Here is a 16,531-nt window from a genome sequence, read left to right as displayed (position 1 = left end):
CCCGAACGCCGTTGAAGTTATGTACGAACATTCGGACAACCTATTGACATGGTGGTGAGCCATGCGGTTGTGTGGGCTGCATCACGCCGGCGGCGGCGCCGGCATCTGCAGTGAGGAGCGCTGATGACAGTCATGGTTGCCGTCCCCGACAGTGAAGAGGGAGCGCGTGCGTTCGACGCCGCGGTCCGCGAGGCGGCCGAGCGGAAGACCGGCCTCGTCGTCGTCAACCTGACCCTCGGTGCGGTCGACCTGGGCGTCGTCCCGGAGGGCATGAGCTGCGAAGTCGTCGGGCGCAAGGGTCGCGGTGATCGCGATCCGGCGGACACGGTGCTGCAGGCACTTCGAGCGCGTCCCGACGTCGATCGGCTGGTCATCGGCGTAGCGCGTCGCAGCCCGGTCGGCAAATTCATCCTCGGCAGCACCAGTCAGCGCCTCATTCTCGAGGCCGAGGTGCCCGTGCTCGCCGTCAAACGACCCAACGCCTGAACCCGTGAAGGACCGCACGATGACCAATAGACCCGCCCAACTGCCGACCGCGCCGGAGCTGCCCGCCTTGCGCCCCGGGCCCCACCAGCGCCGACTCGATCTGATCGCCATCGTCGCAACCTTCGGTGGGCTGCTCTTCGGGTACGACACCGGCGTCATCAACGGCGCGCTGGATCCGATGAAGAAGGACCTCGGACTGACCTCGGTCACCGAAGGGCTGGTGACGGCATCGCTGCTGATCGGAGCCGCCCTCGGAGCGATGCTCGGCGGCCGGCTGAACGACCGCCAGGGTCGCAAGCGGACGCTCACCATGGTCGCGGTGGTGTTCTTCGTCGGCACCCTGGGCTGCGTGTTGGCGCCGGGTCTTGCGGTGCTGCTGACGTCGCGGTTCGTGCTCGGCCTGGCGGTCGGCGCTGCGTCGGTGACCGTGCCGGTCTACCTGTCCGAGCTGGCGCCGACCGAGCGGCGCGGCACGCTCAGTGGACGCAACGAGCTCGCGATCGTCGTCGGTCAGTTGCTCGCGTTCGTGGTCAACGCGATCATCGCGAACCTCTGGGGCGAGCACCACGGTGTATGGCGGTACATGCTGCTCGTCTGCGCCATACCCGCCGTCTGCCTTTTCGTCGGGATGCTCCGTATGCCGGAGTCGCCCCGGTGGCTGATCTCGAAGGGGCGGACCGATGACGCACTGGCCGTGCTCATGCAGGTGCGCACCGAGGACCGGGCCGCAGCGGAGATGCGGGAGGTGGAGATCCTCGCGGAGGAGGAGGAGGCCGCCCAGACAGGTGGCTGGAGCGACCTCGGGGTTCCCTGGATCCGACGCATCGTCCTGGTCGGATGCGGGCTGGCCGCCGCGCAGCAGCTGACCGGCATCAACTCGGTCATGTACTACGGCACGCAATTGCTGCAGGACGCAGGCTTCTCGTCGCGGGCTGCGATCATCGCCAACATAGCCAATGGCGTGCTCGCGGTGGTCGGCTCGGCGTTGTGCCTGTTCGTGGTCATCGACCGGGTGCCGCGCCGCAAGCTGATCATCTTCGGCTTCGTGGCGACCACGACCGTGCACGGTCTGATCACGATCGCGGCGACCGTGCTGCCGCACGGCACCGCCAAGGCCTACGTGATCCTGGTCCTCTGCGTGACGTTCGTCTTCTTCATGCAGACCGCACTCAACGTACCCGTCTGGGTGTGCCTGTCCGAGCTGTTCCCGCTCGCCATACGTGGTTTCGGGATGGGTGTCAGCGTGCTCGTGCTGTGGATCGTGAACGCGATCATCACGTTCCTCTTCCCGGTCATCGTGAGCGCCGCCGGCATACAGGGCATGTTCCTCATCTTCTTCGCGCTCGGCCTTGTCGCGATCGCCTTCCTGCGCAAGTTCCTGCCCAACACCAGCGATCGCTCGTTGGAGTCACTCGAGGAGGCGTTCTCGGCCGGCGACTTCCGCTGACCGCACAGCGCGCCGTCATCGTGCGGCGTCATTGTGCGCGGAGGCGCTTCGTGCAGCATCCTGAAGACATGACTGCGCGAGCCGTCGACGTCACCATCAGTGGGCGCGTTCAAGGCGTCTTCTTCCGGGCCTCCTGCGTGCAGGAGGCCCGGCGCCTTTCGGTGGCCGGCTGGGTGCGCAACGCCCCGGACGGGAAGGTCATCGGTCACTTCGAAGGTGACGCCGATGCCGTCGTCGCACTGATCGACTGGTGCCACGAGGGCCCTCGGCATGCCCGCGTCGATGACGTCGATGTGCGCGAGGGCGCCATACAGCACTGCGAGGGTTTCGATGTCCGTTGACGTCGGAACGTACTGATTCTGGAATTGCCGGACATTCGATCGACAAGACATTAATGCAACTCAGTGCTGCCGGCGGATGACATCTGAGATCAGGGTGGCCGTCTGGTGATGATCGCCGACAACCGTGACGCTCTGATCCAACCCCACGACATACAAGGAGAACTTCGTGAAGCTCGGTCTCTACAACGCCATCCTGCACGACCGGCCGCTGGCCGACGCCATCGGCGTGATCGCCGATCTCGGACTGACCGGCATCGAGCTCAACACCGGCGGATTCCTCCCACCCGTACATGTACCGGACATCGACCAGATCCTCGTCAGTGATGCCGCGCGCGACGACTTCCTGGGCGTGTTCGAGGGCACGGGCGTCCAGATCGCCGGTCTCAACTGCAACGGCAACCCACTCCACCCGAACCCGGTCATCGGTCTCAAGCATGCCGAGGACGTCCGGCGCTCGATCCGGCTCGCCGAACGCCTGGGCCAGGACCGGGTCGTCGCGATGTCCGGCAATCCCGGCGACTCCGCGAGCTCGATGACGCCGAACTGGATCGTCAACGCGTGGAATTCGGCCGCGTTGGACGTCCTCGACCACCAGTGGCAGATCGTTGCCGACTTCTGGCGGGAGACCGACCGTCTGGCTCGTGCCCACGGCGTCAAGGTCGCCCTGGAGCTGCATCCGCAGAACGTCGTCTTCAACTGCGCCAGTGTCCACCAGCTGATCGAGCTGACGCACGCGACGAACGTGGGTGTGGAGCTCGACGCGTCCCACCTCTTCTGGCAGCAGATGGACCCCGTGCAGGTCGTGCGGGAGCTCGGCGAGCTCGTCTTCCATGCGGCGGCCAAGGACGTCCGGATCAACCCGGACACCGTCGCGCTGAACGGCGTCCTGGACAACAGCTTCCGTCGGCTCTCGCCGGACGAGCCACGGACCAACCTCGGCGGCGACGAATGGGCGAACGAGTGGCCGAAGCCGTCGGCCTGGGACTTCGTGGCGCTGGGCAAGGGTCACGATGTCGGCTACTGGACCGGGTTCCTGCGTGCCCTGTATGACGTCGACCCGGACATGTGGGTGAACATCGAGCACGAGGACACCGAACTCGACCGGGTCGAGGGCGTCGCCGTCGCCGCCGAAGTACTCAAGGCCGCCGACGCGGCACTGCAACCGTCCCTTCGCTGACTCGGGCCTGATCGGCCACGGGAACAACCGCTGTCGGTGGTGGCGTTTACCGTTGACGTATGCGTCCGACAACTGACCTGCAGCGCCGTGTCGCGCCGTTCGAGGTCGTTTCCGAGTACTCCCCGAGCGGTGACCAGCCCACGGCCATCGCCGATCTGGCGCGCCGGGTGAAGGCGGGGGACAAGGACACCGTGCTGCTCGGTGCGACCGGCACCGGCAAGTCCGCGACGACCGCATGGCTGATCGAGCAGGTGCAGCGCCCCACGCTGGTGATGGCGCCCAACAAGACGCTGGCGGCGCAGCTGGCCAACGAGTTCCGGGAGCTGCTGCCCAACAACGCGGTCGAGTACTTCGTCTCCTACTACGACTACTACCAGCCCGAGGCCTACATCCCGCAGACCGACACCTACATCGAGAAGGACTCGTCGATCAACGACGAGGTCGAGCGGCTGCGGCACAGTGCGACCAACTCGCTGCTGACCCGCCGCGACGTCATCGTGGTCGCCTCGGTGTCGTGCATCTACGGCCTTGGCACGCCCCAGGAGTACGTCGACCGCATGCAGGCGCTCAAGGTCGGTGCGCAGATCGATCGGGACGACCTGCTGCGCAAGTTCGTGCAGATGCAATACACCCGCAACGACCTGGCCTTCACTCGCGGCACCTTCCGCGTGCGCGGCGACACCGTCGAGATCATCCCGGTCTACGAGGAGCTGGCGATCCGCATCGAGTTCTTCGGTGACGAGATCGAGCGCATCTACACCCTCCATCCGCTGACCGGCGAGATCGTGCGCGAGGAGCAGGAGATGTACGTCTTCCCCGCCTCGCACTACGTGGCCGGACCCGAGCGGATGGAGCGGGCGATCAACTCGATCGAGGCCGAGCTCGAAGACCGACTCGGCACGTTGGAGAAGCAGGGCAAGCTGCTGGAGGCCCAGCGGCTGCGGATGCGCACGACCTACGACATCGAGATGATGCGCCAGGTGGGCGCCTGCTCCGGCATCGAGAACTACTCGCGGCACATCGACGGCCGCGGCCCGGGCACGGCCCCCAACTGCCTGCTCGACTACTTCCCCGAGGACTTCCTGCTCGTCATCGACGAGTCGCACCAGACGGTGCCGCAGATCGGTGCGATGTACGAAGGCGACATGTCCCGCAAGCGGATGCTGGTCGACCACGGCTTCCGGCTGCCCAGTGCCATGGACAACCGGCCGCTGAAGTGGGAGGAGTTCCTCGAGCGCATCGGCCAGACGGTCTACCTGTCGGCGACCCCGGGTGACTACGAGCTGGCCAAGTCCGACGGTTTCGTCGAGCAGGTGATCCGACCGACCGGCCTGGTCGACCCGGAGATCGTGCTGAAGCCGACCAAGGGTCAGATCGACGACCTGCTGCACGAGATCAACCAGCGCACCGAGCGCGACGAGCGGGTCCTCGTCACCACGCTCACCAAGAAGATGGCCGAGGACCTCACCGACTACCTGCTGGAGAAGGGCGTTCGCGTCCGTTACCTGCATTCGGAGGTCGACACCCTGCGCCGCGTCGAGCTGCTGCGTGAGTTGCGACTCGGCGAGTTCGATGTGCTCGTTGGCATCAACCTGCTGCGTGAGGGCCTCGACCTACCCGAGGTGTCGCTCGTCAGCATCCTGGACGCCGACAAGGAGGGCTTCCTGCGGTCGGCGCGGTCGCTCATCCAGACCATCGGTCGCGCGGCACGCAACGTGTCCGGCCAGGTGCACATGTATGCCGACAAGATCACGCCCTCCATGCAGGAGGCGATCGACGAGACCGGGCGTCGCCGGGAGAAGCAGATCGCCTACAACAAGGAAGCGGGAGTCGACCCGACACCGCTGCGCAAGAAGATCGCCGACATCACCGACATGCTGCAGCGCGAGGATGCCGACACCGACGCATTGATGGGCAGCGGTCGGGCGCAGTCCCGCGGTAAGTCCGACGGTCGTGGCAAGCGCGGCCTGCGCGGTGCGGTCGCAGGCGATGCCGAGGTCGCCGGCGCCGCCCGGATCTCCGGTCTGCCCGCGTCCGACCTGGCGGGGCTGATCCAGGAGCTGACCGAGCAGATGCACCAGGCGGCTGCCGACCTGCACTTCGAGCTGGCGGCGCGGCTGCGCGACGAGCTGGGCGACCTCAAGAAGGAGCTACGGCAGATGCAGGCCGCGACGAAGTGACAACTCCCGCGGCCCACTGATGCGGTGATCGGCCGGGTCTACTACGTCACGTAGCATGTGCGCCATGGTCACCACTCTCGACGAGAACGCCGCCGCCGCGAGCGTCACCACCAGCAAGCCCGCCCTGGCCTTCAAGATCACCGCATTCGCCGAAGCCGTGTCCTGGATCGGCCTGCTGATCGGCATGTTCTTCAAGTGGATCCTGCAGACCGGCGACCTCGGCGTGCGTATCTTCGGGCCCATCCACGGCACGATCTTCATCCTGTATGTCGTCAGCCTCATCGCCGTGTCGGTGAGCCACAAGTGGTCCGCGAAGGAATCACTGCTCGGTCTGTTCAGCAGCATCCCGCCGCTCATGACCGTGTGGTTCGAGCGCCGGGCCGAACGTCGCGGTGCACTCGTGCGCCAGGGCTGAACTCGGGCTGCTCCGCCGTCCACACTTCCCGGTCGAGGAATGTTCGGACGGGTGACTGAAACGTGATGTGAATCGCGAGCAAAATGTCGAACGACTGACATCTTTGCCGCCATACTCGCCTTTCCATCACTCAAAGGAGTCGTCATGGTTGTCCTTGGAATTGTGCTGATCATCTTGGGCCTGCTCGTCTCCAGCCTCAAGATCTTGCTATGGATCGGCGTCGTTCTTCTCGTCGTCGGCCTGGTGCTCAACCTCGTCCCGATCGGGGGATCCCGACGACGTATCTACTGAGCGCGAATGTGCGGCCCGCCGTGATCGGAACCGGTCACGGCGGGCCGCAACTCTGTCGTCAGGTCCGCGCATATCGAGTGCGCGCGAGTGCGAACACCCCGTACGCCGCAATCCCCGCGGCGACCGCGCTCAGCAGCCAGGCGCCGGCCGGTGCGTCGCGCAGCGTCCGAAGGCCGCCGTCCAGTCCGGTTGCCTTCGACGGAGCGTTGCGGACGGCGGCGACAAGGAAAAGTATTCCTACGAGGAACAACGCCACGCCTTTGCCGACATATCCCACCCGGGCCACCTGGACGAGTGTATTGCCCGGATGTTCTTGGAGGTCTTCAAGGAATCGCTTCCGCCATCCCTTGTAGACGTGATAGCCACCGACGACGATCACTGCCAGCCCGATCGCCGCCACGGCGAGCCGACCGCCGGGATGGTGTATCAGCGACGCGGTGAAGTCCTTCGTCCGGCCGTCGCTCGACGTGGGCGAACCGATCGCGAATTTGAAGGCCGTCCAGCCGAGGGCGAGGAAGACGACGGTCTGGCCGGCTGCTTGCAGACGGTCCTGCAGTGAGCCGGTCCGAACGACCTGGGCGAGTTGCCAGATGGCGAGCAGCGCGAAGCCGGCAAATACGACCCACAGCAGGAGTGGACCGCCCGGGCTGTGCGCCAGGGTGGCCAGCGCGCCGGACTGGCTGGCGCTGCCGCGGCTGGACGACCACGCGACCTTGAATGCGATCCAGGCGATGAGCAGGTGCAGCACGCCGCTCACCACGAAGCCGAGCCGTGCTCCCCACTCGACGGGTGCGGAATCGCCCGCCTGATCGGCGGTCTCCTTGATGTCGCGGGTGTCCACGACCGAGAGTCCCACACTCCGCTGGTCGTAGGTGTGGAGCTCAGGAATTTCCGGGGTCCACGGTGTTCCCGGTGACAAGCGCCGCCACCCGCTTGCCGCGCCAGCGAGCCGCTGTCGCACGAAGGTACGCCACGGCCGCGGCCGCCGCGCCCTCCACCACAAGACCGTCCTGAGTCGCCAGCACGTCGAGTGCGTCCTGCAGCTGCTGCTCGCTGACCGAGCTGATCTCGTCGACGACCCGGCCCGCCGCGCGGAACGTGTAGCGATTGTCCGCACCCAGGTCACCGAGCAACGAGGTGGCGAGCGTGTCGACCTCGGGGACCGGCACCGGGTGACCGGCGTCGAGTGACCGCAGCATCGCGTCGGCCCGCTCCGCGCAGACGCCGATCACCAGCGTCTCGGGCCGGATCGCCTTGATCGCCAACCCGATTCCGCTGATCAGCCCGCCGCCGGACACCGGCACCACCACCGCATCGAGGTCGGCGAGATCGGCACACAGCTCGAGACCGATCGTGCCCTGGCCGCTGATGACGTCGGGGTGATCGAACGGTGGCACGAACGCGTAGCCGCGCTCGGTCGCCTGCTCTCGGGCAGCGGCGATGGCCTCACCCTGATCGCGGCTGTTCCGGTCGACGGTGGCACCGAGTTCCTCCAGAGCCCGAGCCCGGTATGCCGGCACCGACTCGGCGAGGAACGCGCTCACCGGCAGCCCGAAGCGGCCGCCCATGTATGCGACGGCGCGCGCATGATTGCCGGTCGACGCGGTCGTCACCCCGGGCAGGTGGCCCCGCTCGGTGGCGGACAGGATCGCATTGCACGCACCGCGCACCTTGAAGCTTCCGGTGGGTTGTTCGATCTCCAGCTTCAGGTGGACCTCACCGCCGGTCATCGCGCTGAGGTGGTCGCTGCGAGGGGTGCTCGTATGGCGGATGTGCGGTCCGATGCGCACGGCGGCGGCGCGGATCTCGTCGATGCCGGGCAGTGGTGCGTCGGCCATCGGCTCAGCTCCCGGCGCTGCGGACGAAGCCCAGCTGCTTGTCGACGGGATGCGGCAGCGGCTCGCCGTCCAGCCAGAGCTGCGCCAGGTCGACGAACTGCCCGGCCAGGGTGTCGAGCCACCCGGCCGAGTCGCCGGACAGGTGCGGCGAGATCGCCAGCCGCGGTTCGTCCCACAGTGGCGAATCAGCGGGCAGTGGCTCGGTCTCGAACACATCGAGTGCTGCCCCGGCCAGCTCTCCGGCACGGAGCGCGTCCAGTAGATCGTCCTCGACGACGCTCGCGCCACGCCCCACGTTGACGAAGTATGCCGAGGGCTTCATCGCGGCAAAAACCTTGCGGTCGAACAGGTTTCGAGTCGCATCGGTCAACGGCGTCACGTTGATGACGAAATCGAACGCACCCACCTCAGCCGGCAGGTCCGAGCTGGCGATGACGGTGCCGAAGTCCGGATCCCCGGTCCGTGCCGACCGACCCGCCCCGGTCACCTCCACGTCGACCGCGCGCAGGAGACGCCCGATCTCCCGGCCGATGTTGCCGGCCCCGACGACCAGAGCGCTGCGACCCCGCAACGGCAGGGTCTCCCGGTGCCGCCATACGTGTTCGCGCTGCAGTTCCTGCCCTTCCCGCATCAACTTCAGGTGCGCCAGCACCGACGCGAGCACGAACTCGGCGATCGGCCGGTCGAACGTCCCACGGGCGTTGGTCACGACCACGTCGGACGCGCGCAGCTCCGGGAACAGCAGCTTGTCGACGCCGGCCGCTGCGACGTGGATCCACTGCAGCGTGTCGCACCGTCGCCATACACCTTCGACGGCGGAGGAGAAGAAGTCCCAGAGCAGGAGCGCGTCGGCGCCCTGCACGGCGTCGCCGAGCCCGGCCGCGTCCGTGTAACGCAACGTCGCCCGGGGCTCGAGGACCTCCAATCCGGTCGGGCGTGGGCCGGTGTCCGAGACGAGGACGGTGATGACGGGGGGAGAAGTGCTCACCCCGCCACTAAAAAGGTGGCCGTGTCCGATTGTCAACAATCGTTTCTGGATGCACCATGATCACGTGACCCAGATTGCCTCCGACGCCACTCTCAGTGGCCTTCGCTCCCGGCCGTTCCCGGAGCAGGAATACCTGACGCGACTCGTCGCCGTTCAGCAGCGTATGGCGGAGCGTTCGATCAGTTCGCTGATCGTCGCGGACCCCGCGAACATCTACTACCTGACGGGCTACAACGCGTGGTCCTTCTACATGCCGCAGTGCCTGATCGTCCCGGTGGAGGGTGATTGCCACCTGTTCACCCGGACGATGGATGCTGCCGGGGCGCACTACACCGCGTTCCTGCCGGTCGACCGCATCCACGGCTACCCCGACTACCTGGTCAACCGGCCGGATGCACATCCCTTCGACTGGGTCGTGGAGCGCGCGATGGAGATCGGGGTGCTCGTGGACGAGGTCGGTGCGTATGTCGCCGCCGAACTCGACGCGCATTTCTTCTCGGTGCGCAGCTATCTGGCCATCCAGTCCGGACTGAAGTGCTCGGCACTGGTCGACAGCAACGAGCTGGTCAACTGGGTGCGAGTGACCAAGTCGCCGCTGGAACGCGAGAAGCTGCACACCGCGGGCAAGATCGCGCAACGGGTGATGGAGACCGCGCTGCGCGAGCTCGAACCGGGCCGGCGGCAGTGCGACGTCGTCGCCGAGATCCAGCACGCACAGGCACTCGGCGCGCACAAGCTGGGCGGTGACTACCCGGCGATCGTGCCGATGCTCCCGACCGGTGAGACGGCGGGGACGCCGCACCTGACGTGGAGTGATCTGCCGCTGCAGAAGGGCGAGGCGACGACCATCGAGCTCGCCGGCGTCTTCCATCGCTATCACGCACCGCTGGCCCGCACGGTCGTGCTCGGCAAGGCGCCGCGGAAGCTGGTCGAGTGTGCCGACGCGACCAACGAGGGTATGGCGGCACTGCTGGAGAAGATGCGTCCCGGCAACCGGACCTGCGACGTGCACCGCGAATTCGCCCAAACGATCGGCAAGTACGGCCTGACCAAGGAGTCGCGCATCGGCTACTCGATCGGCATCGGCTACCCGCCCGACTGGGGCGAGCGCACCATGAGCGTGCGACCCGAGGACGAGACCGTCATCGAGGAGAACATGGCGTTCCACGTCATCCTCGGCATGTGGATGGACGGCTGGGGCTACGAGACCTCGGAATCGATGCTGATCGGGCCGTACGGTCCGGACCTGTTGACCGATGTTCCCCGTGGACTGACAGCGAAGGAGTGAGTATGACGCAGCAGACCCGGCTACCCCTGGCCTCCCGCACCACCGACCTGGTGGGCTCGGTGATCGACTCGAGCACGTCGCTGCTCGCGAAGCAGCAACACGACATCGTGCGCTTCGCGATGGGCAGCCCCGCTGCGGAAGCGGTGCCGTCCCAGGTGCTGGGCGAGCTCGCGAAGTCCGAGCTCGGTCGCCCGGACGCCTACGACTACGGCGCGAGCGAGGGTGATCCGCGGTTGCGCGAAGCGCTGCTCGCGGAGCTCGACGGCACGACCGACCGGACCACGCCGGAGCGGCTGCTGATCACCGCCGGAGGGATGCAGGGTCTCGACCTGGCCTTCAAGCTCTTCGTCGATCCGGGCGACCTGGTCGTCGTCGAGTCACCGACCTACACCAACGGTTCGGCGACGGCGATGTCCTACCAGGCGCAACTGCTCGAGGTCCCGGTGGACGACGACGGCATGCAGGTGGATCGGCTCGAGCAGATGGTCGAGCAGGCGGGCCGGGCGCCGAAGGCGATCTACGCCATACCCACCTTCCAGAACCCGTCCGGCGCCTCGATGTCGATCGAGCGACGGCACCGGCTGATCGAGCTCACCCAGCGGTGGGGGAGCCTGCTCATCGACGACGACCCCTACGGTCGACTGCGTTTCGCGGGCGACGACGTGGCCTCACTGCACGAGCTCGCGGACGGCGACCCGCTGGTGCTGTCGGTGCGAACCTTCTCCAAGATCATGGCGCCCGGCCTGCGGGTCGGCTGGGTCGACGCCGACCCGTCGCTGCAACAGCTGTTGATCAATGCCAAGCAGGCGATGGACACCTGCACCAACCTGCCGTTGCAGCGCCTGATCGCCGCCTTCCTCGAGGGCGGGCACCTGCGCGAGCACCTGACCACCCAGCAGGCGGCATACCGCGAGCGGAAGATCGCGATGCAGGAGGCGCTGGCGAAGCACCTCGGGGACTGGGCGCGCTGGACGGATCCGGAAGGTGGCTTCTTCCTGTGGGTCACGTTCGACCAGACGGTCGACACGGAGGCGCTCTTCGAGACCGCGCTCGCCGAGGGGGTCGCGTTCATCCCGGGCAACGCCTTCTCGCCGAGCAAGTTCTTCCCGAACGCGCTGCGCCTGTGCTTCGCCTCGTCCACTCCGGACCGGATCCGTGAGGGAGTCGCGCGGCTGGCACGGGCGGTCGATCGGGCTGGATCGTCATCGTGACCGATTCCATGACCGATTCCGTGACAACACAACAGGTTTCGCGACTGGAGGCAGCCGCACTCAAGCTGATCATGGAGGCCGACCTGGTCGCGTTGACGCAGGAGTTCGTGCGCTGCCCCGGCGAGAACCCGCCGGGTGAAGAGGCCGCGCGGGTCAGCGCGCTCGTCGCGGCCTGCCGCGCTCGCGACCTCACCGTGCGCACGACGAGCGCGGCCGACGGGCGCGACAACGTCAGTGCCACGACGACCGGTGGCGGCGGTCCACGGTTGCTGCTGCTCGGGCACACCGACGTGGTTCCGGTGGGGGACGGCTGGACGGGCGAGCCGTTCGGCGGGCTCGTGCGCGACGGCCGGATCTTCGGCCGCGGGACCAGCGACATGCTCGGGGGGCTGGCCGCGAGCGTGGTGGCGATGGATGCCGTGCAGCGTGCGGCGGCCGCGACCGGCACAGCGCTCTCCGGCCGGATCGAGCTGGCCGCCGTGGTCGACGAGGAGGAGGGCGGCCTCGGCATACGTCGCTTCATGCAGGACGAGCCGCCGGCATACGTCGGCTGCATCACGGCCGAGCCGACCGACCTGCAGACGATCGTCGCCGCGCGCGGCGACTGCTACCTCGACATCACCGTGCACGGGCAGGCGGCCCACGCCGGCCGCCCGTCGGACGGACGCAACGCGATCTACGGCGCCGCGCGGGTGATCGAGTCATTGCGTTCCTGGAACGACGAGCACGCCAAGAAGCCGCACCCGCTCGTCGGGCCGGCCACCTGGAGCGTCGGCATCGTGACCGGCGGGCAGGGGACCGCGATCGTGCCGGCGACCTGCCGGGTCCAGGCTGACCGGAGGCTGTTGCCCGGTGAGGATCCCGATGCCGTTCTCGCGGCGGTGATCGCACGGATCGACGCACTAGGCCTGGACCGGGACGACCTGCACGCCGACGTCAGGATGCCGATGAGTATGCCGGGCTTCGAGACGCCGGCAGGCGACGGTTTCGCAGCGGCCGTCGACCTCGCACTCGCCGAGTCCGGCGGTCCGGGGTTGCCGCCGGGCGGCTGGACCGCCGCCTGCGACGGCGGTTTCGTCAGCCGCGACTTCGGTGTGCCGACAGTGGTGCTGGGTCCCGGTTCGGTCAATGACCAGGCACATCGGCCCGACGAATCGGTGTCGATCGCCGAGCTGGTCACGGCGGCGCAGACCTACGTGCGTGTGGCCGCGCGGCTGCTCGCGGCGCAGGCAGCGCCGGTGTGACGGGCGGGCGCCATACCAGCGAGTAGTCTGCGGATCGGCCAGGCAAGGAGACGAACACGATGACGAGCGCCGGGACGGAACGCCGCCCCCTCAAACCGGTGATGCGGAAGTCCACCGCGGCGATGATCGCCGACAGTGTCCGCGGTGCGCTCGAGCGTGGGGATCTCCCGCCCGGCGCACAGCTGGGCGAAGCGGAACTCGCCCGACAACTCGGCGTCAGTCGCGGTCCGCTGCGTGAGGGATTGCAGCGGCTCACGCAGGAAGGCTTGCTGCTGTCCATCCGCAACCGAGGGCTCTTCGTCATCGAGATGACGCCGGACCGGGTGCGCGACATGTATGTCGCCCGGTCCGCCGTCGAACGCGCCGCCGCCGAGCAGATCCACCTCGGCACACCGGAGGAGGCCGGCGCCGAGCTGCTGAAGATCACCGACGCGATGAGTGCCACCGCCGAGGTCGACGATCGAAGCGGTGTCGGAGAGGCCGACATCGCCTTCCACGATGTGCTGGTCGGGTTCGCCGGCAGCCCGCGCCTGTCCCGGATGCACCGCACCCTGCTGACCGAGACCCGCATGGGCATCCACGCGCTCGACCCGACCTACGACGGCGATGACACCCGCGTCGCCGAGCACCGGGCCATTGCACGGTCGTTCATCGAGCGCGACCCGGCCGAGACCGACAGGTTGTTGCAGTTGCACATGGCCGACGCGGTCCGGCGGCTGATCCACGAGGAGGAGGAGCAGCCGCCGGCGAGCTGAGGGAGCCGGCGTCAGACGCTGATCCCGATGTACTTCACCTCGAGGAACTCGTCGATGCCGGTGCTGCCGCCCTCACGACCCAGCCCGGACTCCTTGATGCCGCCGAACGGCGCCGCCGGGTTCGACACGACACCCTGGTTGAGCCCGACCATGCCGGACTCGATCTTCTCGGCCACCCGCAGCGCTCGACGCAGGTCGTTGGTGAAGACGTAGGAGACCAGTCCGTATGGCGTGTCGTTGGCGGCCGCGATCACTTCCTCCTCCTCGTCGAACGGGATGATCGACGCCACCGGGCCGAAGATCTCCTCCCTCGCCATCCGCGCATCGCCGGGGACGTCGAGCAGAACCGTTGGGGGATAGAAGAATCCGGCTCCCTCGGGTGCTTCGCCGCCGGTCAGGACCCGGGCGCCGCGCTCCGTCGCGTCGGCGACCAGCTCGACGACCTTCGATCGTCCGGCGTCGTCGATCAAGGGGCCGACCTGCGTGCCGTCCGCGACGCCGGGACCGACCTGCAGGGCGCCCATGGCCGCTGCGAGCCGCTCGGCGAAGTCCTCCGCGACACTGCGGTGGACGTAGATGCGGTTGGCCGCGGTGCACGCCTCGCCCATGTTGCGCATCTTCGCCGCCATCGCACCGGTGACGGCCTCGTCGAGGTCGGCGTCCTCGAAGACCAGGAACGGCGCGTTGCCGCCCAGCTCCATCGAGGTGCGCATCACGTTGTCGGCGCACTGCGCGAGCAGGACCTTGCCGACCGCTGTCGAGCCGGTGAAGGACAGCTTGCGTGCCTTGCCGGACCTGATCAGCGGCTCCATCACGTCGCCGGCGCGGGTGCAGGTGACGATGTTGACGACGCCGGCGGGCACGCCCGCCTCCAGCAGGATCTGGCCGAGCGCCAGCATCGACAGCGGAGTCTGGGCAGCGGGCTTCACGACGCTCGTGCACCCGGCGGCGATCGCCGGACCGATCTTGCGCGTACCCATGGCCATCGGGAAGTTCCACGGTGTGATCAGCAGGCAGGGGCCGACGGGCTGCTTGGTCACCAGGAAGCGCGCGCCACCGGCCGGGGCGGTCTGGTAGCCGCCGTCGATGCGCAACGCCTCGCCGGCGAAGTGCCGGAAGAACTCCGCGGCATACGTGATCTCACCGCGTGACTCGGCCAGCGGCTTGCCCATCTCGAGCGTCATCAGCAGGGCGAGGTCGTCAATGCGCTCGGTCAGCAGGTCGAACGCCTTCATCAGCATGTCGTAGCGCTCGCGCGGCGAGGTCTCGGCGAACTCGCGTTGGGCGGCCACCGCGGCGTCGAGTGCCCGCCGGCCGTCCTCCGGCGTCGCGTCGGCGACCTGCGCCAGCTCTTCGCCGGTGGCCGGGTCGGACACCGAGAACGTCGCGTCCCCCGTCGCGGGGACCCATTTCCCGTCGATCAACAGCTCGGTCGGGACCGCGCCCAGGACGTGTGCGGCGTCGGTGGATCCGGTGGTCGATGCGGCGTTCGAATTGCTCATATCTGCTCTCCCAGCGAGTTAGTCTGATTGTCGACAATCTATCAAGAGCAACCCGTCCAGAGGAGGCCTCATGGCTCAGCTTTCCGGAGCACTCAAGCAGGCAACACCCGTCATCGCCACACACGGCGAGGGCCTGAATCTGTATGACGAGTCGGGCCGGCGATACCTCGACTTCACCGCCGGGATCGGCGTGACCAGCACCGGGCACTGCCACCCCAAGGTGGTCGCGGCCGCGCAGGAGCAGGTCGGCAAGCTGATCCACGCGCAGTACACGACGGTCATGCACCAGCCGCTGCTGACCCTGACCGAGCGACTCGGCGAGGTGCTGCCGACCGGCCTGGACCGGCTCTTCTTCGCCAACTCCGGCTCGGAGGCGGTCGAAGCAGCGCTGCGGCTGGCCCGGCAGGCGACCGGACGCCCGAACATCGTGGTGTTCCACGGCGGTTTCCACGGACGGACCGTGGCGACCGCATCGCTGACGACCTCCCACACCCGGTACAGCGCCGGATTCGCGCCCCTCATGGCCGGCGTGCACGTGTCGCCGTTCCCGAACCCGACCTACTACGGCTGGAGCGTGGAGCAGGCGACCGAGTTCGCGCTCAAGGAGCTCGATCACACCTTGCAGACGCTCAGCCAGCCCAACGAGACCGCGGCGTTCCTCGTCGAGCCGGTCCTCGGTGAGGGCGGCTACGTCCCGGGCAACACCGAGTTCTTCGCCGGACTGCGCGAGCGGGCCGACAAGCACGGCATCCTGCTGATCCTGGACGAGGTGCAGACCGGGTGGGGTCGGACCGGCAAGTTCTGGGCGCAGGAGCATTTCGGGGTGACGCCGGACATCCTGGTCACCGCCAAGGGCATCGGCTCCGGCTTCCCGCTGTCCGGCATCGCCGCCCCGGCCGCGCTGATGGAGAAGGTGTGGCCCGGCTCGCAAGGGGGTACGTATGGCGCGAACGCTGTCGCATGCGCTGCGGCCATCGCGACGCTTGACGTCATACAGGAGGAGAACCTGGTCGAGAATGCGGCGCAGCGTGGTGGGCAACTCATCGATGCACTGCGCGCGACCGCCGAGAAGTATGACGCGGTCCATGACGTGCGTGGTCTGGGCCTGATGATCGGCACCGAGTTCCGCGATGCGGACGGGAATCCGGACGGTGCGACGGCGGCTGCGGTCCAGCAGGAGGCCGCCCGGCGAGGGTTGCTACTGCTCAATTGTGGCCCGTGGGGCGAGGTCGTCCGGCTGATCCCGGCGCTGGTCGTGAGCGCGTCGGAAATTGACGAAGCAGCGACGTTGTGGGCAGAGTCGGTCGGTTCCGTTTTGCAGGGCTGAGCACGTTGACGCCCTGCCGGCGCCCCGGAAACGGGCGTCGT

General features: G+C 67.7%; 16 protein-coding genes. 12 read left to right on the top strand and 4 right to left on the bottom strand.

The genetic code is table 11. The annotated features are described in order from the left end of the window. Positions 1-123 precede the first annotated feature (123 nt). The 7 genes from VG502_RS06340 to VG502_RS06310 all read left to right on the top strand — a co-directional run bounded on the left by VG502_RS06340 (position 124) and on the right by VG502_RS06310 (position 6,337). On the top strand, positions 124-486 hold the full coding sequence (locus tag VG502_RS06340) for a universal stress protein (RefSeq protein ID WP_325549181.1): 363 nt from the start codon (positions 124-126) through the stop codon (positions 484-486). A 19-nt stretch (positions 487-505) separates the two neighbouring features. After that, positions 506-1,933 (top strand): sugar porter family MFS transporter, encoded by a 1,428-nt coding sequence (locus VG502_RS06335; RefSeq protein WP_325549180.1) that lies wholly within the window; start codon positions 506-508, stop codon positions 1,931-1,933. A 68-nt stretch (positions 1,934-2,001) separates the two neighbouring features. Continuing rightward, the gene (locus tag VG502_RS06330) at positions 2,002-2,274 is read left to right on the top strand and encodes an acylphosphatase (protein ID WP_325549179.1); all 273 of its coding nucleotides are present in this window, start codon (positions 2,002-2,004) and stop codon (positions 2,272-2,274) included. 166 nt (positions 2,275-2,440) lie between these two features. Beyond that, the gene (locus VG502_RS06325; protein WP_325549178.1) at positions 2,441-3,451 is read left to right on the top strand and encodes a sugar phosphate isomerase/epimerase family protein; all 1,011 of its coding nucleotides are present in this window, start codon (positions 2,441-2,443) and stop codon (positions 3,449-3,451) included. A gap of 59 nt (positions 3,452-3,510) precedes the next feature. Beyond that, positions 3,511-5,631: an excinuclease ABC subunit UvrB gene (gene uvrB / locus VG502_RS06320; protein ID WP_325549177.1), complete on the top strand. Its 2,121-nt coding sequence runs from the start codon at positions 3,511-3,513 to the stop codon at positions 5,629-5,631. 64 nt (positions 5,632-5,695) lie between these two features. Next, positions 5,696-6,046 (top strand): DUF3817 domain-containing protein, encoded by a 351-nt coding sequence (locus VG502_RS06315; RefSeq protein WP_325549176.1) that lies wholly within the window; start codon positions 5,696-5,698, stop codon positions 6,044-6,046. Positions 6,047-6,190: 144 nt separating this feature from the next. Then, positions 6,191-6,337 (top strand): hypothetical protein, encoded by a 147-nt coding sequence (locus tag VG502_RS06310; RefSeq protein WP_325549175.1) that lies wholly within the window; start codon positions 6,191-6,193, stop codon positions 6,335-6,337. Positions 6,338-6,395: 58 nt separating this feature from the next. Here the strand turns inward: VG502_RS06310 and VG502_RS06305 are convergent, their stop codons facing one another. Genes VG502_RS06305 through VG502_RS06295 form a run of 3 tightly spaced genes read right to left on the bottom strand, consistent with a single transcriptional unit; the run spans position 6,396 to position 9,163 of the window. Continuing rightward, entirely contained in the window at positions 6,396-7,178 is a 783-nt protein-coding gene (locus tag VG502_RS06305; RefSeq protein WP_325549174.1) for a DUF1206 domain-containing protein, read from the bottom strand. A gap of 40 nt (positions 7,179-7,218) precedes the next feature. Then, on the bottom strand, positions 7,219-8,175 hold the full coding sequence (locus VG502_RS06300; RefSeq protein WP_325549173.1) for a threonine/serine dehydratase family protein: 957 nt from the start codon (positions 8,173-8,175) through the stop codon (positions 7,219-7,221). Positions 8,176-8,179: 4 nt separating this feature from the next. Beyond that, entirely contained in the window at positions 8,180-9,163 is a 984-nt protein-coding gene (locus tag VG502_RS06295) for a D-2-hydroxyacid dehydrogenase (protein WP_325549172.1), read from the bottom strand. Between the two features lie 64 nt (positions 9,164-9,227). Between VG502_RS06295 and VG502_RS06290 the strand changes: the two genes are divergently transcribed. From VG502_RS06290 to VG502_RS06275, 4 genes are read left to right on the top strand one after another with little or no spacing between them, the layout of a single operon-like run. Continuing rightward, positions 9,228-10,451, top strand: coding sequence for a M24 family metallopeptidase (locus VG502_RS06290; protein WP_325549171.1), 1,224 nt, complete (start codon positions 9,228-9,230; stop codon positions 10,449-10,451). Positions 10,452-10,453: 2 nt separating this feature from the next. Further along, positions 10,454-11,662: an aminotransferase-like domain-containing protein gene (locus tag VG502_RS06285; RefSeq protein ID WP_325549170.1), complete on the top strand. Its 1,209-nt coding sequence runs from the start codon at positions 10,454-10,456 to the stop codon at positions 11,660-11,662. Continuing rightward, positions 11,659-12,906, top strand: coding sequence for a M20 family metallopeptidase (locus VG502_RS06280; RefSeq protein ID WP_325549169.1), 1,248 nt, complete (start codon positions 11,659-11,661; stop codon positions 12,904-12,906). Before VG502_RS06285 ends, VG502_RS06280 begins: the two co-directional genes overlap by 4 nt. A 59-nt stretch (positions 12,907-12,965) precedes the next feature. Beyond that, a complete protein-coding gene (locus tag VG502_RS06275; RefSeq protein ID WP_325549168.1) occupies positions 12,966-13,661 on the top strand; it encodes a GntR family transcriptional regulator in 696 nt (231 codons plus the stop codon). Between the two features lie 11 nt (positions 13,662-13,672). On the opposite strand, the gene VG502_RS06270 is transcribed toward VG502_RS06275, so the two are convergent. Beyond that, positions 13,673-15,163 (bottom strand): NAD-dependent succinate-semialdehyde dehydrogenase, encoded by a 1,491-nt coding sequence (locus tag VG502_RS06270; RefSeq protein WP_325549167.1) that lies wholly within the window; start codon positions 15,161-15,163, stop codon positions 13,673-13,675. A 70-nt stretch (positions 15,164-15,233) separates the two neighbouring features. Here VG502_RS06270 and VG502_RS06265 point away from each other — a divergent pair, with 70 nt between their 5' ends. Continuing rightward, a complete protein-coding gene (locus VG502_RS06265; RefSeq protein WP_325549166.1) occupies positions 15,234-16,490 on the top strand; it encodes an aspartate aminotransferase family protein in 1,257 nt (418 codons plus the stop codon). The last annotated feature ends 41 nt before the right edge of the window (positions 16,491-16,531 follow it).

Source organism: Flexivirga sp. (genome assembly GCF_035551235.1).
Taxonomy (GTDB): Bacteria; Actinomycetota; Actinomycetes; order Actinomycetales; family Dermatophilaceae; genus Flexivirga.
The sequence above is the reverse complement of the archived record's forward strand: the minus strand, read 5'-3'. Positions and strand labels throughout refer to the sequence as shown.